The following is a 17,507-nucleotide window of genomic DNA, read 5'->3' as shown; positions in this document are numbered from 1 at the left end:
GGCTGGCGCTCAGGTAGTCAGCCAGTCGTGCTCCCGCACCCAGTACCGCCTTGGTTCGCGCCATGCCGAGCTCCACAGAGTAGGTGGCGCTCATTGTGGGCGAAAATCACCTAACCGAACAGTATTGGGCAAGGCCTGGAGTGCGATGCGCGCACCCTAGCGGCCACGCGCCTCGCCGCCATCCGGCACAGAGGAAGAACCCGGGGTGAGCTTCGTCAGGCGATCTGGAAGAGGAAGCGCAGCGCCTGCGGCAGCGCGGCACGCCAGGCCGCCTCGTTGTGGCCCGCTCCGGCCGTCACTTGCAGTTGCACCGCTGCGCCTTGCGCGCGCTGCAGCGCGGCCATGCGGCGGCACTGCGGTACCAGCTCGGGGCTTTCCTCGCTGCCGGCGTACAGGTAGATGCGCTGGCCGGCCCGCAGGGGCATGAGCTCGGGCAAGTCGAAGGCCGCCGGCGCAACCCAGAACGAAGGCGAGAACACCGCGCCCAGGCCAAACACCTCGCGGTGCCGGTGCATCGCGGCGTGGGTGATCAGCCCGCCCATCGAGCTGCCGACCATGGCCGTCTGCGCGGCGCCGCGCCGGGTGCGCAGGCGCGCGTCGATCTGCGGCTTGACGACCTCGACGATGAAGCGCAGGTAGGCCCAGCCTTCGCCGGCTCCCTGGCGCTCCTGGTTCCAAGGGTTGAGCTCGCGCAGGCGTTGCTCACCGCCATGGTCGATGGCCACCGCAATGGCCTCGAAACCGGTCTGCGCGGCCAGCCGGTCCAGGGTCTCGTCGGCGCCCCATTCGCCGGCGTAGCTCGTCGCCTCGTCGAAGACGTTCTGGCCGTCGTGGAAGTAGATGACCGGGAACTGCCGGCTCGGGTCCAGCAGGTAGCTGGGAGGCAGGTAGACGCGCACGCCGCGCTGCCGCGCCAGGCTCGGCATCTCCCAGGGACCGAGCAGCTGCAGGCGGCTGCGCTCCACCGTGGGCAGGCGGGCTTGCGCCCAGGCTGCACCAGGCGCAAGAGCCAGCAGAGCGCGCCGCTTCATGCTCACAGGCTCTTAGAGCAGCCCGGCGTTCTTCGCCGCGGCTTCGATGCCCTGGTAGTTCTCCACCTTGGTGGGCACGAAGCGGGTGGCGCGCTGCAGCTTGAGGATCTCGTCGGCCTCCGGCGTGCCAGGCTTGAGATTCAGGAAGGCGGCGGCCAGCTTGTCGCGCACGGGTTTTGCCAGCTCGGCGTGCACGCTCCAGTTGTAGTCGTAATAGGGCGGCGTCGTGTAGATCACGCGCACCTCGGCCGGGTCAACCTTCTTGTCGTCGACGAACTTCTGCCAGACCGAGATGTTGAGTGCGCCGCCGGCCACCTTGCCGCTGGCCACGGCGGCGATCGTGGCGTCGTGCGCGCCGCTGTAGGCCACGCGGCGGAAGGCCTTCTCCGGCTCCAGGCCCTGCTGCAGCAGGAAGTGGCGCGGCATCAGGTGGCCGCTGGTACTGCTCTGCGAGCCGAAGCTCAGGTCCTTGCCCTTCAGGTCGGCCAGGGTCTTGACCGCCGGATCGCGGCTGATGAAGACGGAGCGGAACTTCTCGTCCTCTTCGCGCTGCACCAGCGGGATGACCTTGCCACCCGAGCGGCTGTGGGCCTGCACGAAGGTGAAGCCACCGAACCAGGCCAGATCGACCTTGCGGTTCACCAGCGCTTCCACCGCGGCGGCGTAGTCCGTCACTGGAGTGAACTCGACCTTCTGGCCGAGCTGCTTTTCCAAGTAGGCCACCAGGGGTGCGGCCTTGCGTGCCAGCTCGGTGGGCGATTCGTCGGGGATGGCGGTGACGCGGAACACCGCGGTTTGGGCCTGTGCGGCACCCAGGGCCGCCAGCAGGGAGAGGGCAATCAGGTTGCGACGCAGCATCAAGAGCTCCGTAAAGGCAAAGGGGAAAGCCCCGGATTGGAACGCAGGTGTGGCACCCGATGCAGACTGCGCGCATGAACGCCCCCCAACTCCTCGTCCTGCCCGGCAGCTTGCGCCAGGGTTCCTATGCGCACGCCCTGGCCCGCCATGCCGCGGCACGCGCCCCGCAACTCGGTTTCGGCGGAGCCACCGTGTTCGATCTGCGCGCGCTGCAGCTGCCGATCTACGACGGCGACCTCGAGGCCGAGCAGGGCGTGCCCGCCGCTGTGCAGCAGCTGCAGGACGCCATCCAGGCGCACCAGGCCCTGCTGATCGTGACGCCCGAGTACAACTCCTACCCGCCTCCGCTGCTCTTCAACAGCCTGGACTGGCTGAGCCGCCTGAGCGAGAACCGCACCGCCATGAAGCCCACGGCGCTGATGTCCAGCTCGCCCGGACAGTACGGCGGCCTGCGTGCGCTCAACCAGCTGCGCCTGTTCGTGCAGGGCAATTTCCAGATGCTGGTGCAGCCCCAGCAATTCGCGCTGGGCCGGGCCGACCAGGCCTTCGATGCCCAGGGCCAGCTGCAGGACGCGCGCGCCCAAAAGGCGGTGGACGGCGTGCTGCAGGCGCTGGCCGCGCTGACCAATCAGCTGGCGCGCTGATTCTTCACGCTTCGCCCGGCCGCTCCCGGGCAGGCACCGAGCCGGGCGCCCACCCACCCTCGCTATGCTCGACCCCCCTGCGGACGGCTGCTCGCCGTCCGCAGCGCTTTGGAGTTCGCGCATGCACAAGAACGTCTCCGCCAGTGGGCGCGAGGCCCCGTTTCCCGCCGGCCAGACCCTGGTGTCGGTGACCGATCCGCAAGGCCGCATCGTTTACTGCAACCCGGCTTTTGTGCAGCTCAGCGGCCACCCGCGCGAGAGCCTGCTGGGCGCCACCCATGGCCTGCTGCGCCACCCCGACATGCCGCGCCAGGCCTTCGAGGACCTGTGGCGCACGCTGCAATCCGGCCAGCCCTGGAGCGGCATCCTGAAGAACCGGCGGGCCGATGGCGACCACGTCTGGATCCGCCTGAACGCCACGCCGATGCGCCAGGGCGAGCGCATCACCGGCTACCTGGCCGTGGCCACCGAACCCAGCCGCGAATCGGTCGCCCAGTCCGAGCCCCTGTACCGCCGCATGCTGGAAGAACAGCAGCAGGGCCGCACCGTGCATGCGCTGGCCGAAGGCGAGATCCTGCGCGTGGACCTGTGGGGCCGCCTGGGCCGCGCGCTGCGCCCCGGCCTGCGCGGCCAGCTCGCACTCCTGCAAGGCCTGGCCCTGCTGCCCGCACTGGGCTGCGCGCAGGCCTTCGGGCTGATGTCGCTCTGGACCGGGCTGGCCTTGCTGGCCGGCCTGGGTCTGGGGGCGCTGGCCCAGCAGCGCCTGCTGATCGGGCCCTTGGTGCGCGTCACCGACGACGCCAATCGCCTGGCCTCGGGCGACCTCTCCTACAAGGTGGCGGTGGGCGCGCAGGAGCCCATCCTGCACCTGCAGCTGGCGCTGCGCCGGCTTTCGGCCAACGTCCGCGCGGTGGTGATGGACACCCGCGCCGGCATCGACCAGGTGCAGACCGCCGCGCACGAGATCGCCAGCGGCAACCTCGATCTATCCGCCCGCACCGAGTCCCAGGCCGGCAGCCTGGAGGAAACCGCGGCCTCGGTCGCGCAGATCCAGGCCACCGTGCAGCAGACCGCCGACCAGGCCGTGCAGGGCGCCACCCAGGCCGACCGCACCGCCGAACTGGCCGAGCGCAGCGACGCCGCCGTGCACGCGGTGGTCGATTCCGTCAACCAGATCGCCCAGGCCTCGCGCCGCATCGCCGACATCATCCAGGTCGTCGAAGGCGTGGCCTTCCAGACCAACATCCTGGCCTTGAATGCGGCCGTGGAAGCCGCCCGCGCCGGCGAGGCCGGCCGCGGCTTCGCGGTGGTGGCGGCCGAGGTGCGTTCGCTGGCCCAGCGCACCACCACCGCCGCGCGCGAGATCCGCACCCTCATCAACTCCAGCAACGAATGCGTGGACACCGGCACCGGCCGCACCAACGAGGCGCGTGGGCGCATGGAGGAGGTGCTGGGCGCGGTGCAGGGCCTGAAGACCCTGCTCGGCGAGATCCGCCACGCCGCCCAGGAACAGCAGGGCGGCATCCGCCAGATCAACGACGCGGTCGGGCATCTGGACGGCATCACGCAGCAGAACGCGGCGATGGTGGAGCAGATTGCGGCGGCGGCGCAGAGTCTGCAGGGGCAGGTGGATGAGGTGAGTGGGTCGATGCGGCTGTTCCGCTTGCATCCTGGTGATAGGACCGTGGCGGAAGGCTGAGGCTGTTTGCTTGCTCGTTGCAGCCCGTGGGGTCTTCAACCCCACACCCCGACCCGCATTTCTTTGCTGCGCCAAAGAAACGCGGGGCAAAGAAAGGCGCTGAATGCACGCAGCCGGCCTCGGGCCGGCCGCGACTGCACGGCTGGCTCACATGGCTCCACCAGCCCTCCTGGGACTGCGAAAACCTGCCCGCTAAGCTGGCCGGAGTACCGGCCGACTAGACCACCGCAAACCATCGCGGGCTTTCTGCGATGACGGGAGTCCGAATGCGCGCCAAGTCTCCATTTGGCCTCGTGGCTCGGCCCAGTTGGTCGCTGCCAGCAACCTGAGCCACACCCCGAGAGGCATCAGCGCAGCGCCGCAGTGTTGAGTGCCGCCAGCGCTTTCGAGGTGAAGCGATTTGCCGTTCGTCCTTCAAGCAGCGCCCTTGCTGCTATCGGATCAACTCTTCCAAGGGCCAGGGCCATGTGCGCGACCAATCGTTCGGAGCGCCAACCAGAGCTCGATTCAGCCGCAAGGAAGAAGGCTGGCAACACCAGCGCTCGCAGTTCTGCCGAGTCCAGTACGGCGCCAAGAAGGCCGAAAAGGCCATCAAGACGGCGTAGGCCATGAGGCTCAGCAGAAATGATTGCGAGTAGCCGAATCACCTGCTGGCGTGCACCAGCGAGGTCGATGGGGACCAGGGCACGAAGTGGCCAGGCACTCGCGCAGGTGATCCGATTTGGTTCGTCCTGCTCGTACGCAGCCGCGAACGCTTCCATCAGGGCGCTCTTGCGCTCGCGGAGATTGGCAAGTTCCAGCGCAACAGCAGTCAGCGCCTGACATCGATACCAAGGATGGACGATCTTGCGGGCGACAGCAAACGCGGACTTGATGTCCTTCTGCGCGAGGCGGGTTGCCTCCTCACGGCCAGTGACGTCACTGGCTGTGATGCCAGAGATCCAATGTTCGGCTCGCCTTCCCATGCTGTGAATCTAGCAGTGAGAAAAGTTGGCTACCTGCCGTTGCATCGGCGTTGGTAGGCGATGGATCAACGGCGCACCCAATCGCTCTGCTCATGAGGCTTGCAGATGCACAGCACTGCACAGTCAATGAGTGGCGCGCGTTCGGGCTCTATTCATCGCAGAAAGCCCGCGATGGTTTGCGGTGGTCTAGTCGGCCGGTACTCCGGCCAGCTTAGCGGGCAGGTTTTCGCAGTCCCAGGAGGGGTGTGGGAGCCATGTGAACCAGCCGTGCGGTCGCGGCCGGCCCGAGGCCGGCTGCGTGCATTGGCGCCTTTCTTTGCCCCGCGTTTCTTTGGCGCAGCAAAGAAATGCGGGTCGGGGTGTGGGGTTGAAGACCCCACGGGCTGCAGCGAGTTGCCACCATCCCCTGCGACGATGCGTCCATGAGCACCACCCCCCACCCCGCCCTCAACCCCGGCGTCCGCCGCCGCGAAGTCCTCGGCTGGGCGATGTACGACTTCGCCAACTCGGGCTACACCACCGTGGTGCTGACGGCGGTGTTCAGCGCCTACTTCGTCGGCGGCGTGGCGGGTGGGGCGAGCTGGGCCACGTTTGCGTGGACGGCCGCGTTGGCGCTTTCCAGCCTGCTGGCCATGCTGACGCTGCCCGCGCTGGGCGCCTGGGCGGACTTGCGCGGCGCCAAGAAGCCGCTGCTGGCGATCAGCACTGCGGCCTGTGTGCTGGCCACCGCCGCGCTGGCCTGGGTGGGGCCGGGCGATGTGGCGTTGGCGCTGCTGCTGGTCGTGTTCTCCAACCTTTTCTATGCCTGGGGCGAGGCCCTGATTGCGGCCTTTCTGCCCGAGCTGGCGCGGCCCGGCAGCTTCGGCAAGGTGTCCGGCTGGGGTTGGAGCTTCGGTTACTGCGGCGGCATGCTGACCCTGGGCCTGAGCCTGGCCTACGTGCTCTCGGCCCAGGCGCGCGGCGAGCCGGCGGCGCGCTTTGTGCCGGTGACGATGCTGATCACGGCGGGGATCTTCGGCGTCGCCGCCCTGGGCACTTTTGCGCTGCTGCGCGAACGCGCCTTGCCGCAGCTGGACACGGGCGCAAAGCCCGGCCTCACCGGCGCCTTTGCGCGCCTGCGCCACACCTGGCAGCAGGCGCGCCGCTTTGCCGACTTCCGCTGGCTGCTGGCCTGCACCGTGGCCTACCAGGCTGGCGTGGCGGTGGTGGTGGCGCTGGCGGCCGTGTATGCCGAGCAGGTGCTGGGCTTCAAGCAGGCGCAGACCATGATGCTGGTGTTCCTGGTCAACATCGCCTCGATGCTCGGCGCGCTGGCCTGGGGCCATGTGCAGGACCGCATTGGCCACCGGCTGGCGCTTGGCATCACGCTGGCGGGCTGGATCGCGATGACGGTGCTGGCCGTGCTGGCGCAAGGGCCGGGCCTGTTCTGGGCCGCCGCCGTGCTGGCCGGGCTGTGCATGGGCAGCAGCCAGTCGGCCGGGCGGGCCATTGCCGGCCTGCTGGCGCCGGCGGCGCGGCGCGCCGAGTTCTTTGCGCTGTGGGGGTTTGCGGTGCGCCTGGCCGCCATCCTGGGGCCGCTGACCTATGGCCTGGTGACCCTGCTGGCAGGTGGCAACCACCGGCTGGCGATTGTGTCGACGGGCTTGTTCTTCGTGGCGGGGTTGTTGCTGCTGAAGCCCTTGAATTTGGCGCGCGGGCAGGCGGCTGCCAGCGCCGCTCATTAAGGCCAGGCGCGCAGCTCGGCCACCGATTCCAGTACGCGCTCCTGCGTGCCGACCAGCTGTCGGTAATTGCGTAGGAACACCTCGGTGGCCACGCCCCAGACATGGCGTTCGTCCGTTACCAGCACGGCGCCTTCGGGGTAGTGCTGCAGCACCGGGCCGTCAAAGCTGAAGGGACGCTGGACCCACAGGGCACGATGGCGCACGGGCTTGCTGACTTGCAGGTAATTCGGGTTCTCGGGGCTGATGGCCACCATGTCGCGCAGCACCGAATCCAGACGCTTGTGATAGCAATCGATCAGACCCAGCTCCTGCTGGGCAAACTGGAGCAGGGCCTTGATCGCGGCCAGGCTCAGGACCGCACCTCGGGGCGTGAGCTCAAGCAGGCGCTGCTGCAGCAGGCGTGCAGGTTCGGGGCCCAAGTCGTTGAACAGGATGGCTTCGCGACCATCTCCGCGCACGGCCTGCCAGGCGCGATCGGTGCCATTGAAGAACACCACGCCGCGAGCCGCACGGCCCGCGCTGTCCTTCTTGAGCACCTGGCCCGCGCGCGGATCGCCCGCTGGAATGAGCAAGGGCTCGCCGCCGCCTGCCAGTGCCGGCACGGCGAGGACAAACCGGGCCGTGCGGTTGACAAAGAAGGCTGAGCCCGAGAAGTTCAGCTGCGCGGCACCGAGGCGCGGCAATGGGTCGGAACTTGTGTTTGGTGGGTGATGGGTGGAGTCGTTCACTTCATGCGTCCTTCTTCAGTCGTGGCGCCATGCCACTCGTACAGCACATCCGGGCAACGCTCTTCGTTGTCCGCGCCGTCCGTCAAGGCAATGGCCCGGTAGCCATGCCGCTCGTAGAAGCGGCGCGCGCCGGTGTTGGCCTGAAAGGTGCACAGGCGGATGGGTGGCTGCAGCTGGCGGTGGGCGAGCTGCAGCAGCTGCGCGCCGATACCCTGGCCGGTGTGGCCCGGCCGAACATAGAGCTGGTCGATCCAGGCCTGCCCTGCTTGGTGAGACAGCGCAAGCACGCCGACAGTCTGCCCTTCACAAATGGCGAGGTGGACACCGCCTGCGGGGATGAGGACGGTGGCGATCCAGGTGCGTACCTCTGCGGCCGGGTGCGCCATGGGCGCGAAGGGCAGCAAGGCGTTCCTGGATTCGATCAGCACCTGGGCAACCGCCTCGGCGTCGGGTGCGCCGGCCGGGCGCAGCGTGATCGTCATCGCGGGCCTGGCTAGCGCGGCTCGACCGCCGCGATCAGGGCCCACGCTGCCGCCCGCAGGCTCGCCTCGTCCACCCCCGCCAGTTCCACCGGCGTGAGCGCCTGCTCGCGCTTGAGCGAGCGCTCGTAGCAGGGGTCGTAGTGGCGTTCCATGATGCTGGCGAACAGGGTGTCGCTGTCGCCGGCTTCGGCCAGCGCGCGCCAGTGCGTCAGGGTCTCGCCGCCCACCAGGGGTTTGAGGGGTTCGAGCTTGGCCACCATCTGCAGCGGCGCGGCGGCGAAGTGGGCGTAGTCCTCGCGACAGACTTGCACGCGCGCGGCCAGTGGCGCGCTGACGCGCCAGATGGGCGCGCTGCGCAGGGCCTCGTGCAGGGGCGTGGGCAGCTGCACGTTGCCGATCTTCTTGCTCTCGGCCTCGACCCACACCGGGCGGGTCGGGTCGAGCCGGCTCAGGGCCTGCAGCAGTTCGGAGTCGAAGATCTTCTGCGTGGGCTGGGGTTGGCCGGGCAGGGCGCCGAGCAGCGAGCCGCGGTGGCGGGCCAGGCCTTCCAGGTCCAGCACCTGCGCACCTTCGGCGGCAAGAGCCTGCAGCAGCCGCGTCTTGCCGCAGGCGGTGCTTCCGCCCAGCACGCGCAGCTGCAGCTTGGCGGGCAGTTGGTCGAGCTGTTCGCGCACCCAGGCGCGGTAGGCCTTCCAGCCGCCGGGCAGCACGTCCACCGGGTAGCCGATGTTGCGCAGCGGCTCGGCCCAGGCGCGGCTGCGCTTGCCGCCGCGGAAGCAGTAGATGAGCAGCCGGTCTCTTGGCGGGTGATGCGCGATCACCTCGCCGATGTAGCGCGCCACGTTGCGCAGCGCGTACTGCGCGCCCACCAGATAGGCCTGGTGTGGGTTCGTGCGGTGCAGGGTGCCCACCTCGGCGAACTCTTCCTGGCTGACGATGGGCAGGTTGCAGGCGCCCGGGATGTGGTCCTCGGCGAACTCCTTGGGCGTGCGCGCATCAATGATGCGGGCGTAGCTGGCAAAGGGGCGGATGCCGAGGGCTTCTTCGGGGGCGGTCATGGGCGCGAGTGTCGCGCCTCAGTCCTTCAGGCCCTGGGCCACCAGGCGGGCGTGCTCGCCGCTGCGGCGCAGCTGCGCCACCACCTCGTCGATGCGGGCCAGCAGCCCCTGCTGCTGACGCGATTTGTGGAAGGCCACGTAGGCGGGGTTCTCGGTCAGCGGGTTGGGCATCACACGCACGGAAGGGAACTCGCCACTGGCCATGACTTGCTCGCCGGTCTGCTCCACGCTCAGCACCACGTCCAAAAAATCGCGCTCCAGCTTGCCGAAGTTGGCGCGGTCGTCGGTCACGTCCTCCACCTTCAGCTGCCCGGCCTTGCGGGCAGCGTCGAACTCGTCGCCGTAGCTCCAGCCGCGCAGCACGCCCACGCGCAGGCCGCGCAGGTCGTCCAGGCCGTTGAACTGCTTGAGCCGGCCGCGCTGGGCGTAGACGCGCACGGTCTCGGTGAGGATGGGCTGGCCGTAGTCGAACTTGGCGAGGCGCTCGCGGTTGGCGTACAGGCCACCCACGCCGTGTTCTGCGCGGTCCAGCCCGCCCAGGGCGCGCGCCCAGGGCATGGGCAGCAGCTGCAGGGGTTCACCCAGCTGCTTGAAGACGGCACGCAGCAGCACCGGGTAGACGCCGCGCGGCACGCCTTCGCCCTTGGCCTGGTACATGAAGGGCGGGTTTTGCGAATCGACGGCGATCTGCACCGCCGCGGCCTGCCCCTGCGCCGTGCCGCACAGGCCGGCGGCCATACCCAGGCAATAGCGGCGGCGGTTGAGCGGCATGCGGGCCCTTTGGCGTGGTGATGCGCCGCAGTGAAACGCCCGCACGGGCGGGCGTCAAGCCGGGTTCGCCCTTCAGCCGCGCAGCACGGGCAGCCGGCCGCCGCTGTAGCTGGGGAAGAGCGTGGCCAGCGCGGTCTCGCGCAGGCCCAGGTGTTGCGCGGCCACGCCGGCCAGCACGGCGCGGTAGTCGGTGGTGACGGCCAGGTCGCGGCCCTGGAAGCGCGCAGCGCTCTCCAGCCCCGGCCAGGCGCCCAGCACCTGGCCGCCGCGCACAGCGCCGCCCAGCAGCCAGAGCGCGTTGCCATGGCCGTGGTCGGTGCCGCCGGTGCCGTTCTCTGCCACGGTGCGGCCGAACTCGCTGATGACGGTGACCACGGTATCGGCCCACAGCGGGCCCAAGGACTGCGCCAGCGTGGCCAGGCCCTGGCCCAGCGGCGCCAGACGGCCGGCCAGCTGGCCCTGCGCGGCGCCCTGGCGGGCGTGCGTGTCCCAGCCGCCCAGCTCCACGCAGGCAAAGCGCAGCGTGGGGTCGGCGCGCAGCACCTGGGCCAGGCGGCGGGCGGTGGCGGGCAGGGTGTTGGCGCCGGGCGCGCCGCGGTCGGCCGCGGGGTCGCCGCCGGTCATGGCGCCGTTCATGCCCTGGCCGGCTTCCAGCGCGCCGGCCATCTGGCTGCGGCCGCTCTGCGCGGCCTGCCAGGTGGCGGCGTAGCGCGGGTCCTGCGCGTACAGGCGGTCCAGCGCCGCGCCCAGGGCCGGGCGTTCGGGCGTGCGGGTGGCGCCGGGCAGGGCGGCCACGCGCGCACTGGCCGGGCCGCTGAGCAGCTTGGGCCGCGTGGGCGCGGTGTAGACGGCCTGCACGCCGGCCTGGTCCCCTTCCAACAGGCGCGCCAGCCAGCCATCGGGCGTGGTCTTCACGCCCGGCGTGCCGGTCTCCAATTCGTCTTGTGCCTCAAAGTGGCTGCGGCTGCTGGTGGGGGCGCCGCAGGCTTGCACGAAGCCGAACTGCCCGGCGGCCCAGAGCGGCTGCAGGGGCGCCAGCGCCGGATGCAGGCCGAAGCGGCCGTCCAGGTCGAGCAGCCCGCCCTCCTGCCCGGGCGGCGGCAGGGCGATGCCGGGGCGCTCGCGCGCGTAATCGGCTTCGGCATAGGGCGCGCAGACGGAGAGACCGTCGATGGCGCCGCGCAGCAGCACGACGATCCAGCGCTTGGGGGGCGCGCCGGCGGCGCGGGCGCGCGGGCTCAGCAGGGCGGCGGGCAGGCTGGCGAGCAGCAGGTGGCGGCGGTGCAGGCTCATGGTCGGACGCTCAGCAGTTTTGGAAATCGGGTGAGCCGAGGATCAGCGCGGTGCGCAGCTGCGGCGGTTCTTGGGCAATGGCCGAGCGTGCGGCGCTACCGATCGCCGGGCCCAGCGTCTCCAACAGCTGTTCCGCCGCCTCAGCACCCAGGCGCGCACGCTGCGCCACGCGCGCCGCCAGCTCGGCGCGGCGCGCCAGCGCCTCGGGGTCCAGCCAGGCGCTGCGCACGGTCTTGTAGCCATCGGGGGTGACGCAGCCGAACAGCGGCTGACCGAGCGCGCGCAGGGCCTGCAGCGTGGGTGTCCAGTCCGCGGGCGTGATCGCGCAGGCGCGCAGCAGGCTGATGACGAAGCGCTGCGGCGTCTTGAACTGCGCGCCCTGCAGCGCCGGCTGGCGTGCCTCCGGGTGGCGCAGCAGGGCCGCCACGGTGGCGCGCAGGTCGCCGTCGCTGGCCAGAAAGGCGGCGCGTGCGGCCGCCACGGCCGCGGCGGGCGGTTCGTCGGCCAGGAAGTGCTGGCCGAGCTTGAAGGCGATGCGCTGCGCGGTGGCGGGGTGGCGGGCCAGCTGGTCCAGCACCCATTCGCCCTGCGCGCGGCCACGGCCGGGCACGCTCTGGCCCAGCCAGGTCTTGGGGTCTTCGTCGTGGCGGCGCGGGTCGAACATGAATTGCAGGTCGCGCGGGCGGAAGGTCCAGCCGGTCAGCACGCGCGCCAGCTCGGTCACGTCCTGCTGGCCATAGCCCGCGCCCACGCCCAGGGTGTGCAGCTCCATCAGCTCGCGCGCGTAGTTCTCGTTCAGGCCGCGGCTGCCGCCCGCACCCTGGAAGCCGGCGCGGGTGGACTGGGCGTTGTCCAGGTAGAACAGCATGGCCGGGTGGGTGGCCACGGCGCCAAGCAGATCGCGAAAGCGCCCGAACACATGGGGGCGGATGGCGCGGGCCTCGTAGTCCGCCACCAGCATGCGGCACAGGCCCTTGTCGAAGAAGACGTTGAAGTGGTTGAACCAGAAGTCCACCAGGCGTTCTTCGAGCTGGTTGGGGCTTTCCAGTGCGCGCAGCAGGCGCGCCTCGGCAGCCTCGTGCAGGGCCTGGCGGATCAGCTCACGGCGCGGCGCTTCGTCTTCGGCGCGCTGCTGGCGCTGCAGTTGGCGAAAGGCTTGGGCGCGCTCGGCCAGGTTCACGGCGGGCCGGGCATCCAGGCGCTGCTGCAGGGCGGCAGGCAGCGGCTGCGGCTGCAGCTGCTGCTCCAGCAGCTCCGGCCAGCTGCCGCCACGGGCCAGGTCCCCGGGGCGCGGCCCGTAGCCCAGGCGGTTGCAGGCGTGCAGGGTTTCGGCGGCAGGCGAGGCCTGAGCCCCGAGCGACAGGCCCAGAGCGGGCAGGCAAAACAAGGTGCGGCGCAGCAGCTTCATGCCGCCAGCATCGCGCCACAGTCTTGCTGGCGCCAGCCCGCCCTGCAAAGAAGGGTCAAGTCAGCCAGCGATCGGCCTGCAAGAGCGTGGCCAGCCCCAGCAGCGCAAAGATCAAGGCCGACACGCCATGTACCCAGCGCATCGGGATGCGGCTGGCAAAGCGGTGGCCCAGGTAGACCGCCGGCACGTTGGCGATCAGCATGCCCAGCGTGGTGCCGGCCACCACGGCCACCAGCGCACCCTCAAAGCGCGCCGCCAGCGCCACCGTGGCGATCTGCGTCTTGTCGCCCATCTCGGCCAGAAAGAAAGCCAACACCGTGGTGGCCAGCACGCCCATGCGCTTGGCGCTGCCTTCCACATCGTCGTCATCGGCCTGATCGGGCACCAGCATCCACGCCGCCATGGCCAAGAAGCCCAGGCCGATGACCCAGCGCAGCAGCTGCGGCCCCATGGCCTGCGCCACCACCGCGCCCACGGCACCGGCCAGCGCATGGTTGGCCAGGGTGGCGATGAAGATGCCCAGCACGATCAGCGCCGGGCGCTTGAAGCGTGCGGCCAGCAGCATGGCCAGCAGCTGGGTCTTGTCGCCCATTTCACCCAGGGCCACCAGGCCGGTGCTGACGAGAAAGGCTTCCATTCGAGAACTCCAAGGGGCCGGCGGATGCCTTGTGACCAGACGCCTCCCGGCCCACGGCGGAGGCATCCGGTCAAAGGTCTTGCCAAACGGGTGTCAAACCCCTGCCGCGTGCGCCAGGGTCCATCGAACCCAGTGTGTTGACGCGCGCCCCTGCCGGTTGAACCTGGCAGGGCGGCTACTCCCCAATGACGGAAAGGGCGGCAGTGTAGGCGCGTCAGCTGCGACGCCATTCATCCTGTGCGGCAAGGCCGGCGGGCCTTTGGGCCAGGCGTTCACGCGCCGCCGCATCGTCCAGCAACTGCGCGCGCCACCAATCCGACGTCACCGCCGCAATCAAGGTCTGGTGCCGCGCCGTCTGCGCCTCGGCCTGGGCCGGGCGTTCCCGCAGGCGGGTCGGCAGGCGCTGCAGGTCCATGCCGCCGAACACCATGTGGTCGGCGCCGTCCAGCCAGAGCTCGGCCTTGTCGCCCGCCGGCAGCGCGTCGTAGACGGCACGGCGCCAGTCGCCACGGGTTTCGCGGGCGTCGTCGTTGCCGTCGCCCAGCGGGTCGCCGTCCAGGCTGCCGGTCAGGCAGAGCATGGGTTTGCGGATGCCGCCGAAGGATTCGGCCGGCACCGCCCCGGCCGCGCCGGGCGAGGGGCTGAAGGCGGCGAAGGCGCGCAGCCGTTCGTCCGCCCCCAGCGCGCGGCCCCGGAAGCGCTGGCCGGCCAGGGCCAGGGTGGTGTGGGCGCCGAAGGAGTGGCCGGCCATGCCGAGGGCGTCCAGGCGCAGGCGCTTCAGGCGCTCGTCACGGCGCTGCTGCTCGGGCAGCAAGTCGAGCACCGCCTTCGCATCCAGCACGCGGGCGCGCAGCTGCTCGGGGCTGGCGGCCTGCTTGAGCGCCTTCAAGCCCTGGCGCAGCACGCTGGTGTCGCTGCCGCCATGCTGCAGGTGCAGGGTGGCGATGCCCGCGGCCGCCCAGGCCTGCGCCCACAGGCTGCCGGCCGCCAGGCCGCCGCCCAGGTCGTGCGAGAACAGCACCAGCGGCACCGGCCCGCTGCCAGGCGGCAGGCGCAGGCGCAGAGGAATTTCGCGGCCGCGTGCGGGGTCGGTCCAGCGCAGCTCCAGCGTGTCTTCGTCAGGGAAGACGCGGCGCAGCGGCGGCATGCGCTCGCGCGGCGGCTGGGCGGCGGCCAGCAGGGGCGACAGGGTCAGGGCCAGGGCGGTGCGGCGGTTCGGCATGGCGCCCAGCATCGCGCAGCGCTGCTGCGCTGGCACCCCTCGATTGCAAAGAAACGTGAGGCCCTGGCTCAGCCCGCCGGGCCCGCGATGGCGTACAGGCGCAGTTGGCGGCCGCCGTCGGGGTGCGGGAAGTGGCGCTCGAAGCGCAGGCCCAGCTTGGTCAGCAGCTTCTGCGAGGCCAGGTTTTCATCGCGCGTGGTGGCCAGGATGCGCGGCAGCTTGAGCACCTGCAGGCCATGCTGCAGCGTGGCGGCGGCGGCCTCGTGGGCCAGGCCCTGGCCGCAGTGCTCGGGCAGGAAGGCGAAGCCGATGTCGGGGGCGTCCAGGTGGTCGCGCTGGGCCAGCCCGCACAGGCCCAGCGCCTGGCCGCTGTGGCGGCACTCGGCCACGCCGAAGCCGAAGCCGTGGCGCTCCACGCTGGCCATCGGCCCCTCACGGATGTAGCGCTCGGCGTCGGCCAGGCTGCGCACGCCGCGGTCGCCCACGAACTGCAGCCAGCTCGGTTCGTTGAGCAGGCGCAGCACAAAGGCGGCGTGCTGCGGGCCCATCGGGCACAGGCGCAGGCGCGGGGTTTCGATCGGGCTCATGGGGCGGCCAGGCCGAGCAGCGCCTGCACGGTGTTGAGGTTGCGCGCCGTGCCGGCTTCGGCAGCCGGGATGCGCAGCTTGGAGCTGCCGATGCCGCTGGGGTAATGCACCCAGAGCTCGCGACCGAGCAGGCGCCAGGCCTCGTCCTGGGCCTGCTTGACCACCAGGGGCTCGGCTAGAGGCGCGGGCAGGAAGGTGATGAGCAGGCGGTTGCCCTCCGCCTGCGGAAAGGGGTTGCGCGCCAGCAGCTCGCGCAGCTCGGCGGGGCTGCGCATCAGCACCCCCACCGGCTTGCCGGCGTAAGCGGCCAGGCGCGCTTCCAGGCGCGCGCCGGCTTCGTCAAGGGGCAGCGCCGACTCGAACAGCAGATTGCCGCTGGCGATGTAGGTGCGCGGGTTCGCGAAGCCGAGCTCAGCGGCCATGGCCTTGAGCTCGGCCATGGGCAGCTTGCCGGTGCCGCCGACGTTGACGGCACGCAGCAAGGCGATGTGGGTCGCGCTCAAGGCTGGGCCAAAAGCGTTTCCATCTCGTCCATGATGGCGTTCATCTTCGCCACCAGGGTGCGGTAGGGCGCGGGGCTGGCCATGTCCAGGCCGGCGCGCTTCAGCGCGGCGTAGGGCGGCACGGTGCTGCCCAGGCGCAGGGTGTCGAGGAAGACCTTGGCCGCGGCGCCGCTCGGGTCGGCCTGCACGCGCTCGGCGAAGTGCAGGGCTGCGGTGATCGAGGTGGCGTACTGGTAGACGTAGAAGGGCCGGTAGAAGTGCGGGATGAAGGCCCACTCGCTGCAGTAGGCGGGGTCGATCTTCATCACGCCCTGCTCATGCCCGTGGTACTGCTTCAGCAAGCCGCAGTACATCTCGGTGAAGCGCTTGCCGCTGAGCGCCTCGCCCTTGGCGGCGGCGTCGTGCGTCATCAGCTCGAACTCGCCGAACATGGCCTGGCGGAAGAAGGTGCTGCGCAGGCGCTCCAGCGCGTAGCCGAGCTGGTAGAGCTTCTCTTCCTTGCTCTGCGCCTGGCGCTGCATGTGCTGGCTGAGCAGCAGCTCGTTGGCGGTGGAGGCGATCTCGGCCACGAACGTCGCGTAGTTCGCGGTCTCGTAGGGCTGGCCCTCATTCACCAGCGCGGTGTGGATGCCATGACCCCATTCGTGCGCGAAGGTGCTGACGGATTCGAAGTCGTTCTGGTGGTTCAGGAACACATAGGGCGTCTTGCCGTACACGCCCCACTGGTAGGCGCCGCCGCTCTTGCCCTCGGCGGGCAGGGCATGCATGGTGCCGGCACTCAAGGCGCCCTGCAGCAGGCGCTGGTAGTCGGCGCCCAGGGGCTTCGTGGCTTCAACCGTCAGGCGCGCGGCCTCTTCCAGGCTGTAGCTCTTGCTCTGCTTGACGAGGGCGGGGTAGATGTCGTGGTACGCCAGGTCGGGCAGGCCCAGCATCTTCTGGCGCAGCTTGAAGTAGCGGTGCAGCGTGGGCAGGCCGTTGTGCACCTCGGCCACCAGGGTGCGGGAAACGGCCTCGGGGATCTCCTCGCCGTCCAGGCTGGCGGCCACGGCGCTCTTGTGCTTGCGCAGGCCGGCCATCACGGTGCCGTCCTGCACCGTGTTGGCCAGCGTCGCGCCGAAGCTGTTCTCGTACTGGCCGAGCGCGCCGAAGAAGGCCTTGAAGACCTGCTCGCGCACGGCGCGCTCGGGGTGCTGACGCAGCAGGCCGTAGCGGGTGTCGTCCACCTTCTCGGTCTTGCCGTCGATCTGCAACTCGGGCCAGCGCATGTCGGCGTCCACCAGCAGGGTGCGCACTTGGGCCGTGGCGGCGCGGATGGGCGCCAGCGCGGCGATGGCGGCCTCGGTCTCGGCGCTCAGCGTGTGGGCCTGGCGGCGCAGGATGTTGCGCAGGCGCTCGGCATGCACCTTCAGCGTCGGTTCGGCCTTGATGAAGCCCTGCACCTTGGCGGCGCCGATCTGCTGGATCTCGGGCTCCAGCCAGGCGGTGGCGGCGGCGTACTGCCCACCCAGCGCGGCCACCAGATTGCCGCGCTCCTGGTAGGTGGCATTGCGGTTGTCGGTGCTTTGCTGCAGGTAGGCGTAGACCTGCACCTTCTCCCAGGCCTGGGCGGCGCGGCTCAGGCGCTCCAGGCCGGCGCGGAAGGCGGCCGGGCTACGCCCAAGCGTGCCCTTGAGCGCCTGCAGCTGCGGCAGTTCGGCCACCAGGGCCTTGCGCGCGGCATCCCAGTCGCCCTCGCTGGCGAAGATGGGCTTCAGGTCCCAGACCGTGGGCAGCGGCGCGGCGGCCGGGGCTTGGGCGAAGGCGGTGGCGCCCACGGCGAGGCCGAGGGCGAGCAGGAGGGGGCGCAGGGCGGGCATGGGGCTTGGGGGGGTGGAGCGTTTGAAAGGCGCGCAGTGTC

The 17,507-nt window shown here is 70.5% G+C and carries 17 protein-coding genes and 1 riboswitch; of the genes, 3 read left to right on the top strand and 14 right to left on the bottom strand.

Annotation, left to right across the window (positions count from 1 at the left end):
* Nucleotides 1-215: 215 nt before the first annotated feature.
* Nucleotides 216-1,031 (bottom strand): alpha/beta hydrolase, encoded by an 816-nt coding sequence (locus ACE3QP_RS17315; RefSeq protein ID WP_374437737.1) that lies wholly within the window; start codon nt 1,029-1,031, stop codon nt 216-218.
* Nucleotides 1,032-1,043: 12 nt separating this feature from the next.
* Entirely contained in the window at nt 1,044-1,889 is an 846-nt protein-coding gene (locus ACE3QP_RS17310) for a putative selenate ABC transporter substrate-binding protein (protein WP_374437736.1), read from the bottom strand.
* A 74-nt stretch (nt 1,890-1,963) separates the two neighbouring features.
* Here ACE3QP_RS17310 and ACE3QP_RS17305 point away from each other — a divergent pair, with 74 nt between their 5' ends.
* Both ACE3QP_RS17305 and ACE3QP_RS17300 read left to right on the top strand, forming a co-directional pair.
* Nucleotides 1,964-2,533 (top strand): NADPH-dependent FMN reductase, encoded by a 570-nt coding sequence (locus ACE3QP_RS17305; RefSeq protein ID WP_374437735.1) that lies wholly within the window; start codon nt 1,964-1,966, stop codon nt 2,531-2,533.
* 121 nt (nt 2,534-2,654) lie between these two features.
* Nucleotides 2,655-4,232, top strand: coding sequence for a methyl-accepting chemotaxis protein (locus ACE3QP_RS17300; RefSeq protein ID WP_374437734.1), 1,578 nt, complete (start codon nt 2,655-2,657; stop codon nt 4,230-4,232).
* Between the two features lie 347 nt (nt 4,233-4,579).
* Here the strand turns inward: ACE3QP_RS17300 and ACE3QP_RS17295 are convergent, their stop codons facing one another.
* Entirely contained in the window at nt 4,580-5,197 is a 618-nt protein-coding gene (locus ACE3QP_RS17295; protein WP_374437733.1) for a hypothetical protein, read from the bottom strand.
* Between the two features lie 422 nt (nt 5,198-5,619).
* On the opposite strand from ACE3QP_RS17295, the gene ACE3QP_RS17290 reads away from it, so the two are divergent.
* Nucleotides 5,620-6,921 (top strand): MFS transporter, encoded by a 1,302-nt coding sequence (locus tag ACE3QP_RS17290; RefSeq protein ID WP_374437732.1) that lies wholly within the window; start codon nt 5,620-5,622, stop codon nt 6,919-6,921.
* Here the strand turns inward: ACE3QP_RS17290 and ACE3QP_RS17285 are convergent.
* The 11 genes from ACE3QP_RS17285 to ACE3QP_RS17235 form a co-directional block, all read right to left on the bottom strand.
* Entirely contained in the window at nt 6,918-7,649 is a 732-nt protein-coding gene (locus ACE3QP_RS17285; RefSeq protein WP_374437731.1) for a hypothetical protein, read from the bottom strand. The genes ACE3QP_RS17290 and ACE3QP_RS17285 overlap by 4 nt on opposite strands.
* Entirely contained in the window at nt 7,646-8,131 is a 486-nt protein-coding gene (locus tag ACE3QP_RS17280; protein WP_374437730.1) for an N-acetyltransferase family protein, read from the bottom strand. Before ACE3QP_RS17280 ends, ACE3QP_RS17285 begins: the two co-directional genes overlap by 4 nt.
* A gap of 11 nt (nt 8,132-8,142) precedes the next feature.
* Nucleotides 8,143-9,189 carry a tRNA 2-selenouridine(34) synthase MnmH gene (gene mnmH, locus ACE3QP_RS17275; RefSeq protein WP_374437729.1) on the bottom strand — a complete coding sequence of 349 codons (1,047 nt, stop codon included), beginning with the start codon at nt 9,187-9,189 and terminating at the stop codon, nt 8,143-8,145.
* Between the two features lie 18 nt (nt 9,190-9,207).
* Nucleotides 9,208-9,960 (bottom strand): substrate-binding periplasmic protein, encoded by a 753-nt coding sequence (locus tag ACE3QP_RS17270; protein WP_374437728.1) that lies wholly within the window; start codon nt 9,958-9,960, stop codon nt 9,208-9,210.
* 72 nt (nt 9,961-10,032) lie between these two features.
* Entirely contained in the window at nt 10,033-11,253 is a 1,221-nt protein-coding gene (locus tag ACE3QP_RS17265; protein ID WP_374437727.1) for a DUF1501 domain-containing protein, read from the bottom strand.
* A 10-nt stretch (nt 11,254-11,263) separates the two neighbouring features.
* Nucleotides 11,264-12,661 (bottom strand): DUF1800 domain-containing protein, encoded by a 1,398-nt coding sequence (locus ACE3QP_RS17260; protein ID WP_374437726.1) that lies wholly within the window; start codon nt 12,659-12,661, stop codon nt 11,264-11,266.
* A 55-nt stretch (nt 12,662-12,716) separates the two neighbouring features.
* On the bottom strand, nt 12,717-13,298 hold the full coding sequence (locus tag ACE3QP_RS17255; protein ID WP_374437725.1) for a TMEM165/GDT1 family protein: 582 nt from the start codon (nt 13,296-13,298) through the stop codon (nt 12,717-12,719).
* Between the two features lie 5 nt (nt 13,299-13,303).
* Nucleotides 13,304-13,494, bottom strand: a riboswitch (yybP-ykoY riboswitch).
* An 18-nt stretch (nt 13,495-13,512) separates the two neighbouring features.
* Nucleotides 13,513-14,520: an alpha/beta hydrolase family protein gene (locus ACE3QP_RS17250; protein ID WP_374437724.1), complete on the bottom strand. Its 1,008-nt coding sequence runs from the start codon at nt 14,518-14,520 to the stop codon at nt 13,513-13,515.
* Between the two features lie 68 nt (nt 14,521-14,588).
* Entirely contained in the window at nt 14,589-15,107 is a 519-nt protein-coding gene (locus ACE3QP_RS17245) for a GNAT family N-acetyltransferase (RefSeq protein WP_374437723.1), read from the bottom strand.
* Nucleotides 15,104-15,610 (bottom strand): DUF1697 domain-containing protein, encoded by a 507-nt coding sequence (locus ACE3QP_RS17240; RefSeq protein WP_374437722.1) that lies wholly within the window; start codon nt 15,608-15,610, stop codon nt 15,104-15,106. The genes ACE3QP_RS17245 and ACE3QP_RS17240 overlap by 4 nt, the downstream gene beginning before the upstream one ends.
* Complete coding sequence (locus ACE3QP_RS17235; RefSeq protein ID WP_374437721.1) at nt 15,607-17,466, bottom strand: M3 family oligoendopeptidase; 1,860 nt, start codon at nt 17,464-17,466, stop codon at nt 15,607-15,609. The genes ACE3QP_RS17240 and ACE3QP_RS17235 overlap by 4 nt, the downstream gene beginning before the upstream one ends.
* Nucleotides 17,467-17,507 lie beyond the last annotated feature (41 nt).

Source organism: Inhella sp. (assembly GCF_041912635.1).
In the GTDB taxonomy this organism is placed as follows: domain Bacteria; phylum Pseudomonadota; class Gammaproteobacteria; order Burkholderiales; family Burkholderiaceae_C; genus Inhella.
The sequence above is the reverse complement of the archived record's forward strand: the minus strand, read 5'-3'. Positions and strand labels throughout refer to the sequence as shown.

Bases quoted from the DNA above. Each gene is read 5' to 3' on its own strand.
- ACE3QP_RS17315 (WP_374437737.1), bottom strand. From the start codon at position 1,031: ATGAAGCGGCGCGCTCTGCTGGCTCTTGCGCCTGGTGCAGCCTGGGCG.
- ACE3QP_RS17310 (WP_374437736.1), bottom strand. From the start codon at position 1,889: ATGCTGCGTCGCAACCTGATTGCCCTCTCCCTGCTGGCGGCCCTGGGT.
- ACE3QP_RS17305 (WP_374437735.1), top strand. From the start codon at position 1,964: ATGAACGCCCCCCAACTCCTCGTCCTGCCCGGCAGCTTGCGCCAGGGT.
- ACE3QP_RS17300 (WP_374437734.1), top strand. From the start codon at position 2,655: ATGCACAAGAACGTCTCCGCCAGTGGGCGCGAGGCCCCGTTTCCCGCC.
- ACE3QP_RS17295 (WP_374437733.1), bottom strand. From the start codon at position 5,197: ATGGGAAGGCGAGCCGAACATTGGATCTCTGGCATCACAGCCAGTGAC.
- ACE3QP_RS17290 (WP_374437732.1), top strand. From the start codon at position 5,620: ATGAGCACCACCCCCCACCCCGCCCTCAACCCCGGCGTCCGCCGCCGC.
- ACE3QP_RS17280 (WP_374437730.1), bottom strand. From the start codon at position 8,131: ATGACGATCACGCTGCGCCCGGCCGGCGCACCCGACGCCGAGGCGGTT.
- mnmH (WP_374437729.1), bottom strand. From the start codon at position 9,189: ATGACCGCCCCCGAAGAAGCCCTCGGCATCCGCCCCTTTGCCAGCTAC.
- ACE3QP_RS17270 (WP_374437728.1), bottom strand. From the start codon at position 9,960: ATGCCGCTCAACCGCCGCCGCTATTGCCTGGGTATGGCCGCCGGCCTG.
- ACE3QP_RS17265 (WP_374437727.1), bottom strand. From the start codon at position 11,253: ATGAGCCTGCACCGCCGCCACCTGCTGCTCGCCAGCCTGCCCGCCGCC.
- ACE3QP_RS17260 (WP_374437726.1), bottom strand. From the start codon at position 12,661: ATGAAGCTGCTGCGCCGCACCTTGTTTTGCCTGCCCGCTCTGGGCCTG.
- ACE3QP_RS17255 (WP_374437725.1), bottom strand. From the start codon at position 13,298: ATGGAAGCCTTTCTCGTCAGCACCGGCCTGGTGGCCCTGGGTGAAATG.
- ACE3QP_RS17250 (WP_374437724.1), bottom strand. From the start codon at position 14,520: ATGCCGAACCGCCGCACCGCCCTGGCCCTGACCCTGTCGCCCCTGCTG.
- ACE3QP_RS17245 (WP_374437723.1), bottom strand. From the start codon at position 15,107: ATGAGCCCGATCGAAACCCCGCGCCTGCGCCTGTGCCCGATGGGCCCG.
- ACE3QP_RS17235 (WP_374437721.1), bottom strand. From the start codon at position 17,466: ATGCCCGCCCTGCGCCCCCTCCTGCTCGCCCTCGGCCTCGCCGTGGGC.